Origin of the sequence: Paraglaciecola marina, from assembly GCF_004360155.1 — a bacterium.
In the GTDB taxonomy this organism is placed as follows: domain Bacteria; phylum Pseudomonadota; class Gammaproteobacteria; order Enterobacterales; family Alteromonadaceae; genus Paraglaciecola; species Paraglaciecola marina.
The window spans coordinates 28054-46333 of the sequence record NZ_SAIS01000033.1; the positions used below are offsets into that span (position 1 = coordinate 28054).

The following is an 18280-nucleotide window of genomic DNA, read 5'->3' on the forward strand; positions in this document are numbered from 1 at the left end:
CTGTTTAGTCATTGACTTCCTCGCTTTAAAGCACTCAGTTAACCAAAATATGCTTTGGGTTAACTGAGTGCTTTGAACTTAATAACAATATTTGGTCATTTTGTGCCCCATATTTTAGCAACAGCACGATTTGTCCCTAATGAACCAATGACTAGCGCGACTAGGCCAACCAAGAAAAACACGATTACGGGTATCACAGCACCTACAGTCACTTCAGAATAAAAGGCAGAAACCGCTGACACGCCAGATAAAAATATAAAAAGTGCACCAAGTACATTTAAAGCTAATCGATGGGATGACTTGTAATTAGGAGGCTCTTGTCCGACTTCGAAAAATTTCAAAATTGGCCAAAATAATGTTGTGAGCATTTTTTTCATAAATGTTTAATGTACTTATTTTATTAGTAAAGGTGGTGGGTTATCTAATGATAACAAATTTGCTTGGCTGATATTAGCTCGTCAATTCAGTAATATGCCAGAGCTCTCCAGAAGGTCCCCATAAGTAAAACACTTTGCCCCACGCTTGTTGGGTAATAGGAGCAAATTTAATATCAAAACCTTGAAGATTAGAAACAAGATCAAAGGCTACATTTATGTCTAACACTATGAGTTGAAACATGAGGTTTGTTGCTAATTCTTCATTGTAATAGTTTTGTATAAAAAAGCTGCATTCGCCGTTACTGAAAAGAGATAGGTCGTCAGATACATAATCCATTTTAAACCCAATCGCTTGGTAAAATTTCTTGGAATTTTCATAATCTTTGCTTGGTAAAAATGCTCTAATATCATCGACTTTCATTATGGTTTTCTCTTTTGGTCTGTTGATTTAAATTAGAGGCTTAACGCTATACAATATCAGTTTACTCTAGGGGAGTATATTCGGTAGAAAGGGCTAAGCGCCAGTATTTTTTAACGCTAAATGTATGGCATAAAAAAAGCCAAGTAAAAGATTACATTGGCCTTAGTTTGGGATTATGTTTAGAGTGGTTTAGTTAGTGCATTTCGGTGCCGATACCACTTAATACTTGTACTTGGGTGATGTCTGTATCTCCTTTAAGTACTTTTTGCAGAGCATCTTGCACTAAGGTTCGCATTCCATCTTTCATGGCTTGATCTTTCAGATCAGCAACAGATGAGCCTTTATACACTAAGCTACGAAGTTCATTACTCATTGACAATAACTCATGAACACCGGTACGGCCTTTATAACCAGTATTGTCACACTCTGGGCAGCCTTTCGCATGATAAATGTGAGTGTCAGAGTTAAGCCTTAATTCTTCAATATATTGTTTGCCATAGTGACGTTTAATGAAGGCTAGTTCAGTGTCGTTTGGTTTGTGTTTTTCTTTACAGTGCGGGCAAAGTACTCGCACTAAACGTTGCGCTAATATACCCAAACAAGCATCTGAAAAGTTAACAGGGTCCATGCCTAAATCTAATAAACGGGTGATGGTTTCTGGAGCAGAGTTAGTATGTAAAGTAGATAACACTAAGTGACCCGTTAAAGAGGCTTCTATACCGGCACTTGCCGTTTCTTTATCACGCATTTCACCAATTAGGATGACATCTGGATCGGCTCGTAAAAATGAGCGTAAGGCGTTAGCAAAGGTAAAGCCTATTTTCGGATTTACTTGCACTTGCTGTAAACGGTACTGTTTAATTTCTACTGGATCTTCAGCTGTCCATATTTTTCTATCCGGGGTATTTAAATGGTTTAGTATGGCGTGCAATGTGGTGGTTTTACCTGAGCCAGTAGGACCGACTACTAGTAAAATTCCATGGGGAATAGATACCAAACTTTTTAGTTTTTGGACATTACGTCCTGCTAAATTTATTTGATCTAATGGCAGTACCTCTCCACTGGGTAACAAACGCATCACCACGCCTTCACCCACTACTGTGGGGATTGTGGCTACACGCACATCGACTTTTTGCCCAGAGACATTGAAGGTTAGTTTGCCATCTTGTGGAACACGTTTTTCAGCGATATTTAAGCCAGACATAATCTTAATTCTAGATACCAAGGCGTTATGGTGTGACTCAGGTACTTGGTTTAAGTCTCTGACAATACCGTCTACTCGCATTCTCACTAGGGTAGGGCTACCATCTTCTGGATCTATATGTATATCTGAAGCATTCAAACGTTTTGCTTCGTATAGTACGCTTGAAACTAACCTGACTATGGCTGGTTCGTCGTCATCAACAAACTCTTCGCTTTTTTCAACACTACCTTCTGAAGTATGTATTTCACCTAAAATATCATCAAATTCGCTGCGGGTTTCGGTCTCGTTATTTTCCCCTAAGTATTGAAAAATTTTAGAGGGCAAACTAAATGCTAATTGATAGTTGTCTGTACCCAACGCATTTTCTATTTCCATCAGTAAAGCTGTGTTATTTGGCTCAAACATTAAGATGATAATTTGCCCTCTATCATCTTTCACTATGGCTACCATATTGTGTTTTAGGTATTCATTATTAAGTTTAATATCAGTGTGAGATGCGTGATATTGGGTCGGCAAATAATCAATGTATTGTGCTTGATAGTATATGGAAAGGGCTTCACATATTTGTTCTTCGTTAATGTCATGCTCGGTGTTTAAAAGATACGTGGCATATTTAATATTTGAGCTGTTTGATAAGTTGTTAAGTATTTTAGGGTCGAGTAATCCCTTATGTCCTAAATATTCAAATGGCTGGGATGTGCCACCTAGTTCATATTGGTAGGCTTCTCCGATAACTTTGCTAACTTCTATTGCTAGGTCTAAATCTTCATTATCAAAGTCGCCAGTTTCTTTATTTAGTATTTCCATCACGCCCAATAAGATCCCATCGTGCTTAACGGGTACACATAGAATATTGGTTGTTTTAAACCGGTTTAATCGATCATATTTTTTATCAAATTTTAATTTTGAATGAACACTTTGTATGGCTTCTTGGTCATAGGGGTCGTTTACCACTATGGATTGCTGAGCCATTGCCACATACCCTGCAATAGATTGGGTATTTAGGGTTACTTTAATTTCGCGAGGTTGTGAACCGGTTTTATGTCTGGCAACTAGATCTCTATTGCGCGTTCGTCTTTGAAAAAGCGATAAGCGCTGTGCATTGAATGCCGCTAAAATTAAAGGTTCAATATCAGCGAAGGCCGTCTCTAAACTTGGGTGTTGGTGCACAGTTGCACTGATACTTTCAATTAAGTTAGATCGCAATGACTCGTTTAACATAGGAACTTCGCTTTCTTTTATTTATAGTTAATTTCATTAATGGCGCTAACATTAAGCACCATTCACGTATGATTTTTCTAAGTATAAGGCCTACTTTAATCCTTAGTATAAGGACAGTGTCAGCGGAGGCTTGTGCGGTTAGGCAGAGCGTGGTCGTTCTGATACTAAATAGGGCTTAGTAGAGCTGTTAAATGCAGTATTTTTAGCACTCGAAGTTTTGATATTTTTGTAATCGTATACTTGAATATTGTTGTGGCCTAAAGTGTGCGCAGTTTCCACAGCGAATAATGCTTGTAAAATTATTTCGTCAACATCGATGATGTTACCTGGTTGAAACTCAGAAATACCCACACTAACAGTGATTTTTTCAACATTATCTACCCCAGATATACGGTGTTCAATGTCTGCTTCATCAATAAGTTGTCTCATTTTTCCCGTGAAAGCAACGGCCTCTTTAGTGGGGACGTTAGATGCAATGAGAGCAAACTTATTATCGTCAAAACAAGTCATATATTCTCCGCCTCTGTGAGTAGCATTACTTAAAATATTGGCGATACGTTGCATGCATTTAGACGCTTTTTCTTGACCATAATGAGCTCTATATTCATCAAAGAAATCAAGCTCGATAATAGCTAAACTTAAGTTATTACCTACACGTTTAGCCCGTCTAATTTTTTCATCTATCATTAAATCAAAGAAGCGACGATTATAAATGTTTGTTGCTAGGTCAATAAATGAATTGCTTTCTAATTTTATCCTTAGTTGTTCGTTTTGCTTAACTTCTTTAGTCAGTTTTTGATTAGATTCTACAGCAATGTTGAAGACCCGATTAATGTTGAAAGTTAGCGCTAAAAATATCAAAGTGAATAGGCCTAAACTCACTGCCAATTCATTTCCAAAAGAAGGCGTAAAGTAAACAAGTGACCCACAAAATGGCAGTGCTATGGGTAAACTTATACCAAGAATTGTTTTTCTAGAATTAAGGCTTAGGACAATTAAACAAGATACTTGCATCACTAAGATGAGAGTCACTGTTATTAAAAGTGTCGTGCTTTGGATATATGCAACATAAGAGTACGCGACGGTAAATACTAAACTAAATAGTATATTAACTATGGTATATATGTTTTCCCATTTAGAGAAGTTACGTTTAGTGTCTGAAACTTTACTATTAAACATAGACTTTAAGATAAGACTAAGCACTAACACTGCAGTAAATGCTGCGCCCCAATTATAAATTAGGTTGGTTGTAATAATTGGACGTATTGTAAAGATGAGTGCTGCCGCTGCTAAAAAATGCACTGCCATTGCACTTGCATAGGTTCCAAATAGTGTTACCACCCTTGACTGGGTCGTTTCTTCGTTTGCAAGTTTAGTCATAATTTTACTCTTATCCGTATTCTGCAGATTAATACAATGTAAGGCGCTGGCTTTTCCTTAATTAAGGAACATCAAAGTTAACGTCAAAGTAGTGTGTAGATTAAATATAAAACAAATTTGATCTTGTTACGGTCTAGAGTTTCATACCCTTTTATCCCTTTCGATAAGCTAGCTATTTTTGATTGATTTGCTGTTTTAAAAACTAATTCCATATACTTTCGTCTATTTATTAGCGCTTGTTAGCCCCATATTTACGGGGTTTTAGTTCCTATAAGAGCTAATTCTTTAAAGTCACTTAATCATACTGATTTAGATATTTTGTTAAGTCTTAATAAAACAGCTTGGGTATATTTTTTATTACGCAGAAAATTTTGTGTATGAAGAGCCTGCTATTTTGAAATTTTATTTGGAGGTTATTAATAGCGACCCGAAATAGATTCATTATTCAGAGAAAAACGATTTTCTAACATAAACATTCATAACACTTATAGTAAACATATTGCTATTTACCTGACTCGGATCATTTTTTTGTGTATAAAAACTGTACATGTTAAGCGTTGCAGCATTTAATTGCCCTGAGGAGAGCATTTTAAATTTATCTCAGTGGTGAAGACATATACAAGTTAATTATTATTGGAATAAGGATAAAGATATGACGGTTTCAGAACTACAACCCACCATGATAAATAGCGACAGAAACGAAAAAGTACGTTCTCACCTTGAATCAGTGGGACTTACAGGCATAACTAATATTCTTTATAACCCAAGCTTTGATGAGTTATTTATAGCCGAAACTGACGAGGCGCTTACGGGATATGAAAAAGGAACATTAACTGAGTCAGGGGCAATAAATGTTGATACTGGTATGTATACCGGTCGCTCTCCAAAAGATAAGTTTATTGTTAAAGATGACACCACTAAAGATACAGTTTGGTGGACTACCAAAGAAAATGGTAATGACAATAAACCCATCAATATGGAAACTTGGGAGCATTTAAAAGGCATTAGCCAAAAACAGCTATCTAACAGTGACTTGTATGTAGTGGATGCAATTTGCGGAGCTAACGAAAATACTGCTTTAAAGGTTAGATTTGTGATGCAAGTTGCATGGCAAGCCCACTTTGTGAAAAACATGTTCATTCGCCCAACAGAACAGCAGTTAGATGACTTTGAACCTGACTTTGTAGTGATGAACGCATCTAAAACCTCTGACCCAGATTTTAAAGAATTTGGAATAAACTCTGAAACCTTTGTTGCCTTCAACATGACAGAAAAAATGCAACTTATCGGTGGTACTTGGTATGGCGGTGAAATGAAAAAGGGTATGTTTTCAATGATGAACTACTTTTTACCGCTGCAAGGTATCGCATCAATGCATTGCTCGGCAAACGTATCTAAAGATGATGATACCGCTATTTTCTTTGGTTTATCTGGTACTGGTAAAACCACGCTTTCGGCGGATCCTAATCGCGCTTTGATAGGTGATGATGAACACGGCTGGGATGATGATGGAGTCTTTAATTTTGAAGGGGGCTGTTACGCCAAAACCATAGATTTGGATCCTAATAAAGAGCCTGAAATTTATAACGCTATTCGCCGTAATGCTTTACTCGAAAATGTGGTGGTAAATAATGGAGTGCCAGATTATTTTGATAATTCAAGAACCGAAAACACCCGTGTTTCTTATCCTATAGAGCATATTGAAAATCGCGTTAAGGGAGTAAGTAAGGCAGGGCACGCGAAAAAAGTTATCTTTTTAACCGCTGATGCATTTGGTGTGTTTCCACCTGTATCTAGGCTAAGCAGTCAACAAGCTAAGTACCACTATTTATCCGGGTTTACTGCTAAGTTGGCAGGAACAGAGTTAGGGGTTAATCATCCAACACCAACATTTTCTTCATGTTTTGGGCAGGCTTTTTTAAGTGTACACCCTACACAATATGCTGAAGTGTTAGAAAAGCGGATGCGAAATTCTGGCGCGACTGCCTATTTAGTCAATACAGGCTGGAATGGTACTGGTAAGCGCATTAGTTTAGCTGACACTCGTGCCATTATAGATGCAATATTAAATGGAGAAGTAGAAAAGGCGGAATGTAAAACCATGCCATATTTTGATATAGAATTTCCGACATCTCTTACTGGTGTAGATAGCAAGATACTGGACCCAACTAGCACTTACGAAGACCCAAGTGAGTGGGATACAAAAGCCCAAGAGTTGGCTAAATTGTTTATCGAAAACTTTAAAAAATTTACAGATAACGAAGAAGGCAAAGCATTAAATTTATCAGGTCCACATTTATAATTTATTTAGGCTATACTTTCAAAGTTGATACCCAACCATCAACTGTTAAGCCAACAGAATTTATTTGAATTCCGTTGGCTTTTTTTTATTCGTATTTCTTGGGTATGTGATTATTTTGATTGTTTGGGGGGCGTTGATAAGATGTTTTGTTTACCTCTGGTAGTGTCACGCTAGGGTAGTGCACCGTCTGATATTCAATTTTAGATAACATATGGTCAATACAATTTAACCTCGCAGCTTTTTTATCATCGGCATCAACAACATACCAAGGGCTGTGCTTAGTATCTGTATATTCAAACATCAAGTCTTTCGCCTTAGAGTATTCAGCCCATTTACTTCGAGACACTAAGTCCATATCAGAGAATTTCCAGCGTTTTAATGGATTCGTTAACCTTTCTTGAAATCATTTTTCTTGCTCTTCATCTGAAACCGAAAACCAGTATTTAATAAGGGTGATCCCCGAATCCATTAGCATGTTTTCAAAGGCAGGGCAGGTGTGAAGAAAGTTTTGATATTGCTGCTCAGTGCAAAACCCCATTACTTTTTCTACTCCGGCACGGTTGTACCAACTTCTGTCGAAAAGCACTATTTCACCAGCAGCAGGTAAGTGGGCTACATAACGTTGAAAGTACCACTGAGTGGTTTCTCGCTCGGTGGGTTTGCTAAGCGCCGCTATGCGAACAACCCTAGGATTCAATTTAGCGGTTATCGCTTTTATTGCTCCACCTTTACCAGCGGCATCTCTGCCTTCGAAGATAACCACTACCTTTTGGCCAGTCTGTTGTACCCATTCTTGCAGGTGTGCAAGTTCAATTTGTAGTTTAGCAAGATGTTTTTGGTAATTAGATTTCTTCATGATGAACTTTTTATCTCAATAATCGATTTAAAAATCATAGACTTTGATAGACTAAAGCTCTTAAAGGAAGGCTTCAAGAAAAGTTAGTTTATTTATGTTGTATTTGATTCAGTCAAACAAAATGGAATGTTTAGCAGATAGTTTAATTAACTGTTTGCAAGACTCGGCAGGCCAAGGAGAATCGGTTTTTGAAGCTGATCAAGTCCTAGTGCAAAGTCCAGGTATGTCTCAGTGGCTAAAGATTCAAATAGCTGAAAAACTAGGAATAGCCGCAAACATAGATTTTCCTTTACCTTCGAGTTTTATATGGCAGCTTTATCAAGCCCATGTAGAAGACTTACCCGAACAATCTGCATTTACTAAACCCAATATGGCATGGAAATTAATGGCAATTTTGCCGAGCCAGTTTGAAGATGCCAAATTTGCGTCAATCAAGCAGTATTTGAAGGATGCGCCGCCTTTAAAACTGTATCAGCTAGCCTCAAAAATTGCTGATGTGTATGACCAATATTTAGTTTACAGACCCGATTGGATCAACCACTGGGAAGCAGGTTTTAATACGCTACCGGATACTGATGACCAAAGGATCTGTGAGGCTCATCCATGGCAACCTGTTCTATGGCGGGCTTTGGTGTCTTATAGTAAACATTTAGGTGAGTCACAGTTTCATCGTGCCAATCTTCACGATACCTTATTAGAGAAGCTGTATTCCCAAGAGCAAACGTCGACCAAGCCCCTTATGGTATTTGGTATTTCTGCAATGCCACTACAACAATTAGAAGTGCTAAAAGCGCTATCTAGCACCAGAGATGTTTTAATATTTTGGTTTAACCCCAGCCAGCATTATTGGGGGGATATTGTAGATAAGAAAACCCAAGAAAAAGCAAAATTAACAGAGTTAGCTCATGCTTCTAAATCAGATGTACAACAAATAGGAGCCGAGTTTCTGGATATTGGTAATCCTTTGTTGGCGTCATGGGGGAAACTGGGTAGAGATTACCAAGATATGTTACTTGGTTTTGAATTACAGCAAGAAGACTGTTTTATTGAGACCCAACCAAAAACCTTACTTGAGCATATTCAAACAGATATAAACAATCTGGCTTTTAGGGCAAGTACGCAAGAATTGGATGCACAAGAGTTATTATCAAATGGTATCCAGTGTCCAAAAGTAGAAATTGCGCTTAACGACAATTCGTTACAAGTCCATGGCTGTCACTCTAAGGTACGAGAGCTTGAGGTGCTGCACGACCAACTTTTAAAGCGATTCAAAGATAACCCAAGTTGGCACCCTGGCGATGTTATAGTGATGATGCCAGATGTAGCCAGCTACGCACCTTTTATAGAAGGGGTGTTTGGTTCGGTTGAAAGTGAGCTGGCTATTCCTTTTGCGATATCAGATCGAAATGTAGGACAGGTATCGCCATTAATCGCAAGTTTTTTACAGCTTATGAAGTTGCATCAAAGTCGCATAACTCTGTCTGATGTATTGTCGTTATTAGAAGTGCCTGCCATCCAGCGTAAGTTCACTATCGAATTACAAGAGTTTGAATTATTGCAGCACTGGTTAACGGATGCTGGGGTTCGCTGGGGCTGGGATAAACAAGATAAAGCCCGTTGGGATTTGCCCGCTGAACAGCAAAATACCTGGGTGTTTGGATTGCAAAGGTTATTAGCTGGATATGCCATTTCAAGTGGCGAGTTATATCAAGGGACGCAAGAGGATATATCTGCTTACGCTGATATAGAAGGCCAGCAGGCTGTTGCATTGGGTAAGTGTTATCAATTCACAGGTTTATTGCTCAAAGTTTTGGCGTTTTGCCAAGAGCAACAGTCTCTCCAATCTAAGGTAGAGCAGGGCTTAACTTTGCTAGAGGATATGTATCAGGCCGATGAAAGTGAGCAGACCGATTTACAAATTTTAAGGGAAACCTTAGAAAACTTAACTGCCCATACTGCACAATTTCCTGAGGATATTGACCAAGATATTTTTGTTAGTGAACTACAGCAAAACATTCAAGAAAAGGGCGTAGGGCAAAGGTTTTTAGCAGGCTATGTTAACTTTTGTACCCTTATGCCAATGCGAAGTATTCCTTTTAAGATGGTTTGCTTGTTGGGGATAAATGATACCGATTACCCCAGACAGAGTGTTCCAATGGGATTTGACTTAATGCGTTTAGCCCCGGTAAAACGAGGGGACCGCTCTAGACGATTAGATGACCGCTACCTATTTTTAGAAGCCTTACTTTCTGCTAGAGAACAACTGTACTTTAGCTACCAAGGTTTTAGCCAAAAAGACAACAGCCCTCTGGCACCCTCTATTTTACTCAGTGAGTTATTAGAATATTGTCAACATGGTTTTAGCTTATCAGGGCAGTTGTCATTAGAGGCAGAAGAAACCGAAAAAAATCTTCTGGCTCATTTAAGCTACCATCATAAATTGCAACCTTTTGATAAGGCCTACTTTGATACACAAGCTAACGAGTACGGCCATCCTAAGACGTTTAGTTTTAATATAAACCAGCAACGCATAGCACAGCAAACAAACCAGCCGTTGACTCCTTATGCCTTTAATACGCTAACTGCAAATAGCACTGATGAAGCTATAGTCGCCAACCAAAGTGATTGGGATGCCAATCAAGTAACCTTAGATGAATTGATTCAGTTTTATGAAAACCCAGCAAAGGCTTTTATCATGCATCGCTGGCAGTCTCGCTTTTATTCTCTAGGGCAGGTTAGTAGTGATGAAGAGCCGTTTGGCTTTGATGGCTTAGATAAATATATTCTGATTGATAGATTAGTGCAGCACCAGCTAAGCCAGTTTGTAAACCAATCCAATCAAAACTCAAAAGCGCCAATAATAGCGCAGTTTAGGGCAGAAGGTAGATTACCAACTGCCTACACTGGCGATCTTGCCTTAAGGCCGCTAATGACACAAAGCTCTGATTTGGCAAAACAAATAGTTGAACTGAGTCAATCAAATGCTGATTTACTTGAAGATTCGAGTATGTATCAAGAGCAAAATATTGACATAGCACTAACACTAAACGATACCCTGCTAACAGGGAGAATACATCACCTCTATGGGCCAAATTTGTTACTTTGGCGCAGTGGTAAATTAAGATCTAAAGACCGAATTGCTCTTTATTTACAATGGCTGGCTTTATGTGCCCAAGGGGGCAAAGTGATCTTAGATAAAGGGTATTTTCTAAATGTAGGCAAGGCATACAGTTTGCCTGCAATTGAGCCCCAGCAAGCAGCTGAGCAATTAAGTGTATGGATTAAATATTGGCAGTTAGGGCATACCCAAATATTACATTTTTATCCTGAAGCTGCATGGCAATGGGTTAAAACCCAAGACGTAGGAAAAACCATCAAGGCCTTTGAAGGAGACAATTTTTCAAAAGGAGATGCAGATGATGCTCACATACAAAGAGTTTGCCCTGATTTAAACATTCATTTTGACGCCTTTACTGAGCTATCTGAAGAATTACTCATGCCTTTACTCGAACAAGGAGGTGATAAGTGAGCACACAGGTCAATCAGTCTCAAGAGTTACACATGCAGCCATTAGATCCAATCTCGTTTCCTTTGTATGGCCCTTCTTTGATAGAAGCCAGTGCAGGTACAGGTAAAACTTACACCATAGTTAATTTGTATTTAAGATTATTACTTGGGCGAGGCTGCCAAGCCTTAGGCGTAGAGCAAATCTTGGTGGTGACTTTCACCAATGCAGCAACCGGAGAGCTAAAAGAGCGTATTCGTCAGCGCCTTCGAGATGCTCACCTTGCGTTTTTCGCAAAAAAGAGTGACGACCCTTTTATTCAGCAGCTTATTGAACAAAGCGACAATATAGAACTAGATTGCCAGCGTTTGTCTTTGGCAAGTAAGCAAATGGATGAAGCGGCTGTCTATACTATTCATGGTTTTTGTCACAAGGCGCTTACCGAACATGCCTTTGAAAGTGGAGCAATGTACGAGCAGAGCTTTATTTTGGATGAGTCCGAATGGCTCAAAATGGCGGCAGAAGACTATTGGCGTAAGCATGTAACTAGGTTAGACCCTTACACGCTAGAGATACTGCTAAAGCAATGGACCACACCACAAAGTATGTTGGCGAATATTTCTGGCTTATTAGCCCAACATGCCAAGCCAAATCAAACTATGAGCATAGAAACTGCCATTAGCTGTGCTCAAGAATATGCTGAACAGGTAGCTAAAGTTAAACATTGGTGGCTGACAGAAAACATAACCGAACAGCTGTCGAAAGCCAATCTTAGTGGGCGCAGTAAACTGGCCAAACTACCTTTTTTACAAGCTATGCAGGCATTTTGTAATAGCGATATCTTGCTTATTGATTTTGACAAAGATGGCTGGAACTTGTTTTTCCCAGAAAAAGTCGAAAAAGCGAAGAAAAAGGGCAGTGCGGACTTATCTCATCTCGATTTTAGCCGTTTTGAGGCATTACAAAGTGCGCTGACCCGATGTCAAAACACTATCAAAATAGCCTTTAGTGAACATGCTATGTCTGTGGTGTCTGCAAACTTAGCGTCTCACAAACAAAGGTTACACCTGCTATCACCTGAAGACTTATTAGCGGGGCTGCAGCGGGCATTACGCCTTCAGTCAGAAACCCCAGTGCAAGACGGAACTAGCCGCAGTACACAAGGTTTAGCCAGTACTATAGTGAGTAACTTTCCTGCAGCCTTGATAGATGAATTTCAAGACACAGACCCAATTCAGTTTGAAGTTTTCCAGAGGATTTACGGAACACCTAGCGATGATAGTCAAATTTCAGCAGAGCAAGCACCATGCTGGATTATGATTGGCGACCCTAAGCAAGCCATTTATGGCTTTAGGGGGGCCGATATCTTTACCTACATAAAAGCTAAACAATGGGTACCTAGTGACAAGCATTTTACTTTAGCCACCAATTGGCGCTCCGCCCCTGACTTAATTAACGCAATTAATCAGGTGTTTAGTCGCAGCGCTAAAGGATTCTTGTTTGAGGAAAATATACCGTTTCAACCCGTTGGGGCAGGGCGCAACTTAGCGGGATTACGAGTGCAAGGTGACGCTGTTCCATGCCTAGACTTTTTACATTTACGAAGTGAGAAAAGCCCTGTCACTCTTGCCAGTGAAGCCTATGATAAACTTGCTTTGGCCACGGCTAAGCAGATTTCACATTGGTTGCTGTTAGCTGAAACAGGCCAAGCGCAACTAAATGGTAAAACTGTGACAGCAGCTGATTGTTGCGTCCTTGTCCGTAACCGCAACGAAGCCCAGATCATTAAAAGCGCATTAGCATCGGTGAATGTTGCCAGTGTGTTTTTGTCTCGAACCAGTGTGTTTTCGACTCAGGTGGCTTTAGATTTACTGAGGTTATTAAAAGCCCTTAGTCAGCCAACAGACGAACGACTATTAAAAACAGCATTGCTAAGTGAGCTATTTACCCTAAATGATAAAGCCTTAGATGCACTATTTAATGATGAAGCCCGTTGGCAAGAAGTATTAGAGCTGAGCGCGTATTGGCATCAAACTTGGAAAAAACACGGCATAATAAAGGCAATTAACCAAGTATTAGACTACTTCAATGTTGAGCAAGGATTAATACAATACTTTAGCGATGGCTTACGTAGAGTGACAGATCTGCGTCACCTTAGTGAACTTTTGCAACAACAGAGTATTCAGTTAATTGGCGAAGCACAGCTAATTCACTGGTACGAGAATTGTTTGCTAGAGCCAGATCACCAAAGTGATAGCCAACAAATGCGTTTAGAAAGCGACGCAAACCTAGTGCAAATCATTACCTTACATTCATCAAAAGGGCTGGAGTATCCTTTGGTATTCATACCCTTTGCCAGCAGTTATAAAAATACAAAAGAAGCCTTGTATCACAACGAAGACCAAGATCTAGAAGTAGACTTTTTAACCCAAGATAAAAACCTCCAGAAGGCAGACTTTGAAAGACTAGCAGAAGATATACGCTTATTTTATGTGGCCGTAACCCGGGCCATATATTACTGCAGTGTTGGCGTTTGGAATGTAAGCCTAGGTAAGTCTAAAAAAGAGTCGGGCTTTGCGCTGTCAGCCCTAGGCAGTCTACTCATGTTTATAAAAGATGATGCAGAAGCAGCAGAATTGCCGGCAATAACCGACGACGCTATAGCCGATAAAATAGATGCACTCACTCAAATATGCGATGTGTCTTATCGTAGCTTCACACAAGTTGAAATTGAACCTTCAAACACAGTCGCTACCAGTAAAAATCAAACTAGGACGTCTCAAACGCTACAGGTTTTGCACTTGCCTAAGCCTGTGCAACGTACTTGGCGTTTAACCAGTTATTCGGCAATAAGTAGCCAACAAGTGCATTTAGATATGCCATCACCAGGACAAGATGAAGGGCTTGACCCCACACAAGAGCATATCTTAATTGAGGATGGCATTGACGACTCAAGTTTAGCTGAAATCATACAAACCCCTTTTAACTTTGAAAGAGGGGCCAATGCCGGTTCGTTTCTCCATGGCGTATTAGAAAATATAGACTTACAACAACCAGAGCAGCTAGCTGATGTGATTAAACAACAGGCAACATGGTTTGGTATTGATGAGTCGTGGCAAGGCTGTTTAGAGACTTGGTTAGAAGATGTGTTAAAGAGCCCTTTTAGTACAGATACTGACCCCCTTGAAACGTCTAATTTGAGCCTAGCCCAGTTAGCTCCTAGGCAAGTTAAAGTAGAAATGGAGTTTCACATGCCATTACATCAAGTAAAGGTGCAAGACTTTAACCGCATAATTAACCAGTATTCAAAGCAACATGTTAGAGATTACCAGTTCGAAGAACTTAACGGCATGATTAAAGGTTTTATTGATTTAATGTTTGAATTTAACGGCAAATTTTATGTAGCCGATTATAAATCAAATCACTTGGGCGACAGCTACGATGATTATCATTTAGGTGCTATGGAAAAAGCCATGACAGAGCACGACTACCATTTACAAGCCATTCTTTACACTTTAGCCCTGCATCGCTGGTTAGATTATAAGTTACCCAATTATGAGTACAGCACACATATTGGTGGCGCATACTACTTGTTTTTGCGGGGCATGAGCCAAAGCGTACCGGGTAATGGCGTGTATTTTGTGTTACCTGAACAATCATTGATTGAGCAGTTAGATGATTTATTTTCTGACAAATTAACTGCAATAACGCCCCAGCAAGCCACAAGGTTACAAAAAGAGGAAACGCTAGAAAGCCCTAACCAACAAGGACAATTAGATCTATGGTGAGCCGCTAATGTTAATGCAAATTCACACAAACCAAGGGTTAAAATCAGCGTTAGAGCAATTGCTCGCGAATGGGAGAATTCGTGCCATAGACTTAGCCTTTGCTGACTTTATTTACAGCGAAGAACAGCACTTGCCTCAACCCATCAGAGATTGTATTTGCTTACTTGCAGCTCACTTAAGTGCACAAGCTGGTGCACAACATACATGTATTGAATTAAACACCTTAGGCCAACCATTTTTGGGCGTGTATGTATTTCCAGAAACCTCAGTGCTACTAGGTTACCTAGAACAGGCTCACACCATAAAGAACTTTGATTTAGATAAAGACCAAGCTGAAAAAAAGGTAAGCAAGCCCATAGTTATTGACAATGGCCAAGTATATTTACAGCGATATTGGCAATATGAAGCACAACTTGCAGCGATCATTCGTAAAAAAGCAGCAGTAACCAATAACATTGATATTCCTAAAGCCAAGACTTTGTTAAAGCGTTTATTTGTAACTGAGCCTAGCCAGGTTAGCCCTATAGACAATACAGTTGACTGGCAAAAAGTGGCAGTGTGTGTGGCGGTAAGCCAATCTTTAAGCTTTATTACCGGTGGCCCAGGTACAGGGAAAACCACCACAGTGACTCGCTTACTTGCTTTACTACAAGGCTTGGCTGCCACAAACAGCAAACGCAAAGGTAAACCTCTAAACATTCAATTGGTTGCGCCAACTGGTAAGGCGGCGGCTAGGTTAACCGAGTCTATCAGTGCCGCTAAACTAAAACTCCCCGCGGACTTACAAAACGATTTACCTGAAAAATGTCAAACTATTCATAGGTTATTGGGCGCTAAACCACAAAGTCCGTACTTCAAAGCCAATGCCAGCAATCCGCTACATTTAGATGTTTTAGTGTTAGACGAAGCATCTATGGTTGATTTGCCACTAATGACTAAATTATTTGCTGCATTACCCACTCACGCCCACGTTATTTTGCTTGGTGATAAAGACCAACTAGCCTCTGTAGAAACCGGAAGTGTGTTATCAGATATTTGCGCTGCATGCGAGTCACCTACAGAATCAATGGAGTCACTGAACTTGTATGGGGCACCTCTACAGCAAACCTTGTCAGAGCTGATGGATTTAGCGAATTATACGGTGGCTGAGCCAAAGTCTATTAAAACCAGTCTTATACAAAATAACCTAGTGACCTTGCTAAAAAGTCACAGGTTTAAAGATGACAGCGGCATTGGTCAGTTAGCCAAGCATATAAATAAAGGGCAGGGGGCAAAGTGTGTTTCTCTGTTAAGTGGCACAGAGTTTAACGATATAGATTGGTATCAACCCTGCCAAACCAATACACAAGCTGTGGCCAACGAAATACTTAATACCTTAATTGTTAAGCTATTACCTGTTTACAAAGCATATCTTAAAGCCCTGTCTCAAGGGGACATTCACCTAGGCTTTAAACTGTTACAAACCCAGCAAGTATTATGTGCTCAAAAAAATGGTTTTTGGGGCGTTAATCAACTAAATGCACTAATAGAAAATGAGTTATCTAAGCAAGGCTTGATAGATACCAGCAAAGACTTTTACATAGGTCGCCCAGTTATGCTCGCAAAGAACGATCATCAATTAAAGCTGTTTAATGGCGACATAGGCCTAGTTATGGCTGATCCAACTAATCCTAGTCTTACTAAGGTATGGTTTATCACCCCAGATGGTGAAATAAGGGGGTTACTACCAAGCCGGTTACCAAGTGTAGAAACCCTTTACGCCATGACTATACATAAAAGCCAAGGCTCAGAGTTTGAGTCAGTATATTTATGTTTACCGCCACTTACCCCTAATAACCAAGGGCGAGGGTTAAACCGTGAGCTAATTTACACAGGCCTTACCCGAGCTAGAAAGCAGTTTATGTTATTTGCAGAACAAAAAGCACTAATGCTAAGCCTTAAACAGCAGTGCGTTCGTGGTAGCGGTTTGGCGGTAAGGTTGGTGTGATGCTGCGGTTTTATAGCCTAGATAAAGGGCTGACTACTGAGTTGCCGCCACGTTGTAATATATGGGTATATATTTGAGTGGTACGCAAGTCTGCATGGCCTAGCTGGTCTTGAACGGTGCGAATATCGGCACCCGACTGTAATAGGTGAGTGGCAAAACTGTGGCGTAACGTATGAGGTGTCACTGTTTTAGGTATGTTAGCTTTTTTGGCGGCATTTCGTACTGCTTTTTGTATGGTTGTTTCATCGCAATGATGTCGCCTCAATAGGTTACTTTCAGGATCTATAGAGAGTTTTACACTTGGAAATAAATATTGCCATTGAAGGCTTCGAGTTGCTCCTTGATACTTCATTCGTAATCTATTTGGTAGGTAAACCCCAGCATATTCTGGATGTGTGAGATCTGAGATAAGATATTGCTCTACCGAAACAATTTGACTACGAAGAGCTTTGTGAAGCTCTGGAGCTAGAGTCACAACCCTATGTTTACCACCCTTTCCGTACCAAATTTTTATACATGAAAAATCAAAGTCTACATCTTTAACCCGTAGACGAACCGCCTCCATTAATCGCAACCCACTACCATAAAGTAAGGATACTAATAGTTTATTATTTGCATTGACGTAAGAGAAAAGTGCTTTAACTTCTTCAACTGTCAACACTACAGGTAATTTCCTCTGCCGAGTACTTTTTACAAAGTTGAGCTTTATCTTCAACGGTTTATCAATAATGTCCTTATAAAGATAAACCAATGCATTAAGGGCACTTGCCTGCGTACTAGGGGCTGCATCTAATTTTATGACTAAGTGATTTAAAAATTCCTCAACTTCATTATCTCCCATTTGTGCTGGGTGACGTTTTTTATGAAAGCAAATAAAACGGTAAATCCAATGGATGTAGCTTTCTATGGTCTTTTTGGCATAGTTGCGCTGATACATGACTTCCTTAATATGAATTAAAAACGGTGATTTATTCATTAGATTTTTCCAATCAATTAACTGTATATAATTACAGTTTTAGTACTAAACCCGTATATATGCAAGATCTTGTGTAATCGCCGTATTTCTACATCACCCGATCACAGATTTAAAAAAAGCGTTTTCGTTGCAATAACTTACCCTATATGCCTAAAATAACCTCATGTATATATACGGCAAACACCCGTGTTTAAACACGGGTGTTTGCTACTTATTAATATTGTTATGTTTCAAATGAGAGTTTATGGATAACCTTGAGAAAA

The 18280-nt window shown here is 39.5% G+C and carries 9 protein-coding genes and 1 pseudogene; 4 read left to right on the top strand and 6 right to left on the bottom strand.

All coding sequences use genetic code 11. From position 1 onward, the window contains the following. Nucleotides 1-95 precede the first annotated feature (95 nt). The 4 genes from EOK74_RS19495 to EOK74_RS19510 all read right to left on the bottom strand — a co-directional run bounded on the left by EOK74_RS19495 (nt 96) and on the right by EOK74_RS19510 (nt 4603). Nucleotides 96-341: a hypothetical protein gene (locus EOK74_RS19495; protein WP_239024184.1), complete on the bottom strand. Its 246-nt coding sequence runs from the start codon at nt 339-341 to the stop codon at nt 96-98. 109 nt (nt 342-450) lie between these two features. Continuing rightward, nucleotides 451-798, bottom strand: a complete 348-nt coding sequence (locus EOK74_RS19500; RefSeq protein ID WP_133471795.1) for a VOC family protein — start codon at nt 796-798, stop codon at nt 451-453. Nucleotides 799-991: 193 nt separating this feature from the next. Next, complete coding sequence (locus EOK74_RS19505; protein WP_133471796.1) at nt 992-3223, bottom strand: ATPase, T2SS/T4P/T4SS family; 2232 nt, start codon at nt 3221-3223, stop codon at nt 992-994. A gap of 138 nt (nt 3224-3361) precedes the next feature. Further along, nucleotides 3362-4603: a GGDEF domain-containing protein gene (locus EOK74_RS19510; RefSeq protein ID WP_133471797.1), complete on the bottom strand. Its 1242-nt coding sequence runs from the start codon at nt 4601-4603 to the stop codon at nt 3362-3364. Nucleotides 4604-5282: 679 nt separating this feature from the next. Here EOK74_RS19510 and pckA point away from each other — a divergent pair. After that, complete coding sequence (gene pckA / locus EOK74_RS19515; protein WP_239024186.1) at nt 5283-6905, top strand: phosphoenolpyruvate carboxykinase (ATP); 1623 nt, start codon at nt 5283-5285, stop codon at nt 6903-6905. 85 nt (nt 6906-6990) lie between these two features. Here pckA and ppk2 read toward each other — a convergent pair. Then, a pseudogene (gene ppk2, locus EOK74_RS19520) lies at nt 6991-7761 on the bottom strand (polyphosphate kinase 2). Nucleotides 7762-7855: 94 nt separating this feature from the next. Between ppk2 and recC the strand changes: the two are divergent. From recC to recD, 3 genes are read left to right on the top strand one after another with little or no spacing between them, the layout of a single operon-like run. Continuing rightward, nucleotides 7856-11290 carry an exodeoxyribonuclease V subunit gamma gene (gene recC / locus EOK74_RS19525; RefSeq protein WP_133471799.1) on the top strand — a complete coding sequence of 1145 codons (3435 nt, stop codon included), beginning with the start codon at nt 7856-7858 and terminating at the stop codon, nt 11288-11290. A gap of 32 nt (nt 11291-11322) precedes the next feature. Then, entirely contained in the window at nt 11323-15054 is a 3732-nt protein-coding gene (gene recB, locus EOK74_RS19530; RefSeq protein WP_133471802.1) for an exodeoxyribonuclease V subunit beta, read from the top strand. 7 nt (nt 15055-15061) lie between these two features. Continuing rightward, nucleotides 15062-17041 (top strand): exodeoxyribonuclease V subunit alpha, encoded by a 1980-nt coding sequence (gene recD, locus EOK74_RS19535; RefSeq protein WP_133471800.1) that lies wholly within the window; start codon nt 15062-15064, stop codon nt 17039-17041. Nucleotides 17042-17051: 10 nt separating this feature from the next. On the opposite strand, the gene EOK74_RS19540 is transcribed toward recD, so the two are convergent. After that, nucleotides 17052-18017 (bottom strand): integron integrase, encoded by a 966-nt coding sequence (locus EOK74_RS19540; RefSeq protein WP_133471801.1) that lies wholly within the window; start codon nt 18015-18017, stop codon nt 17052-17054. Nucleotides 18018-18280 lie beyond the last annotated feature (263 nt).

Coding starts and splice junctions, on each gene's coding strand:
- recB (WP_133471802.1), top strand. CDS start 11,323: ATGCAGCCATTAGATCCAATCTCGTTTCCTTTGTATGGCCCTTCTTTG.
- EOK74_RS19500 (WP_133471795.1), bottom strand. CDS start 798: ATGAAAGTCGATGATATTAGAGCATTTTTACCAAGCAAAGATTATGAA.
- EOK74_RS19510 (WP_133471797.1), bottom strand. CDS start 4,603: ATGACTAAACTTGCAAACGAAGAAACGACCCAGTCAAGGGTGGTAACA.
- recC (WP_133471799.1), top strand. CDS start 7,856: ATGTTGTATTTGATTCAGTCAAACAAAATGGAATGTTTAGCAGATAGT.
- EOK74_RS19505 (WP_133471796.1), bottom strand. CDS start 3,223: ATGTTAAACGAGTCATTGCGATCTAACTTAATTGAAAGTATCAGTGCA.
- recD (WP_133471800.1), top strand. CDS start 15,062: ATGTTAATGCAAATTCACACAAACCAAGGGTTAAAATCAGCGTTAGAG.
- EOK74_RS19540 (WP_133471801.1), bottom strand. CDS start 18,017: ATGAATAAATCACCGTTTTTAATTCATATTAAGGAAGTCATGTATCAG.
- pckA (WP_239024186.1), top strand. CDS start 5,283: ATGATAAATAGCGACAGAAACGAAAAAGTACGTTCTCACCTTGAATCA.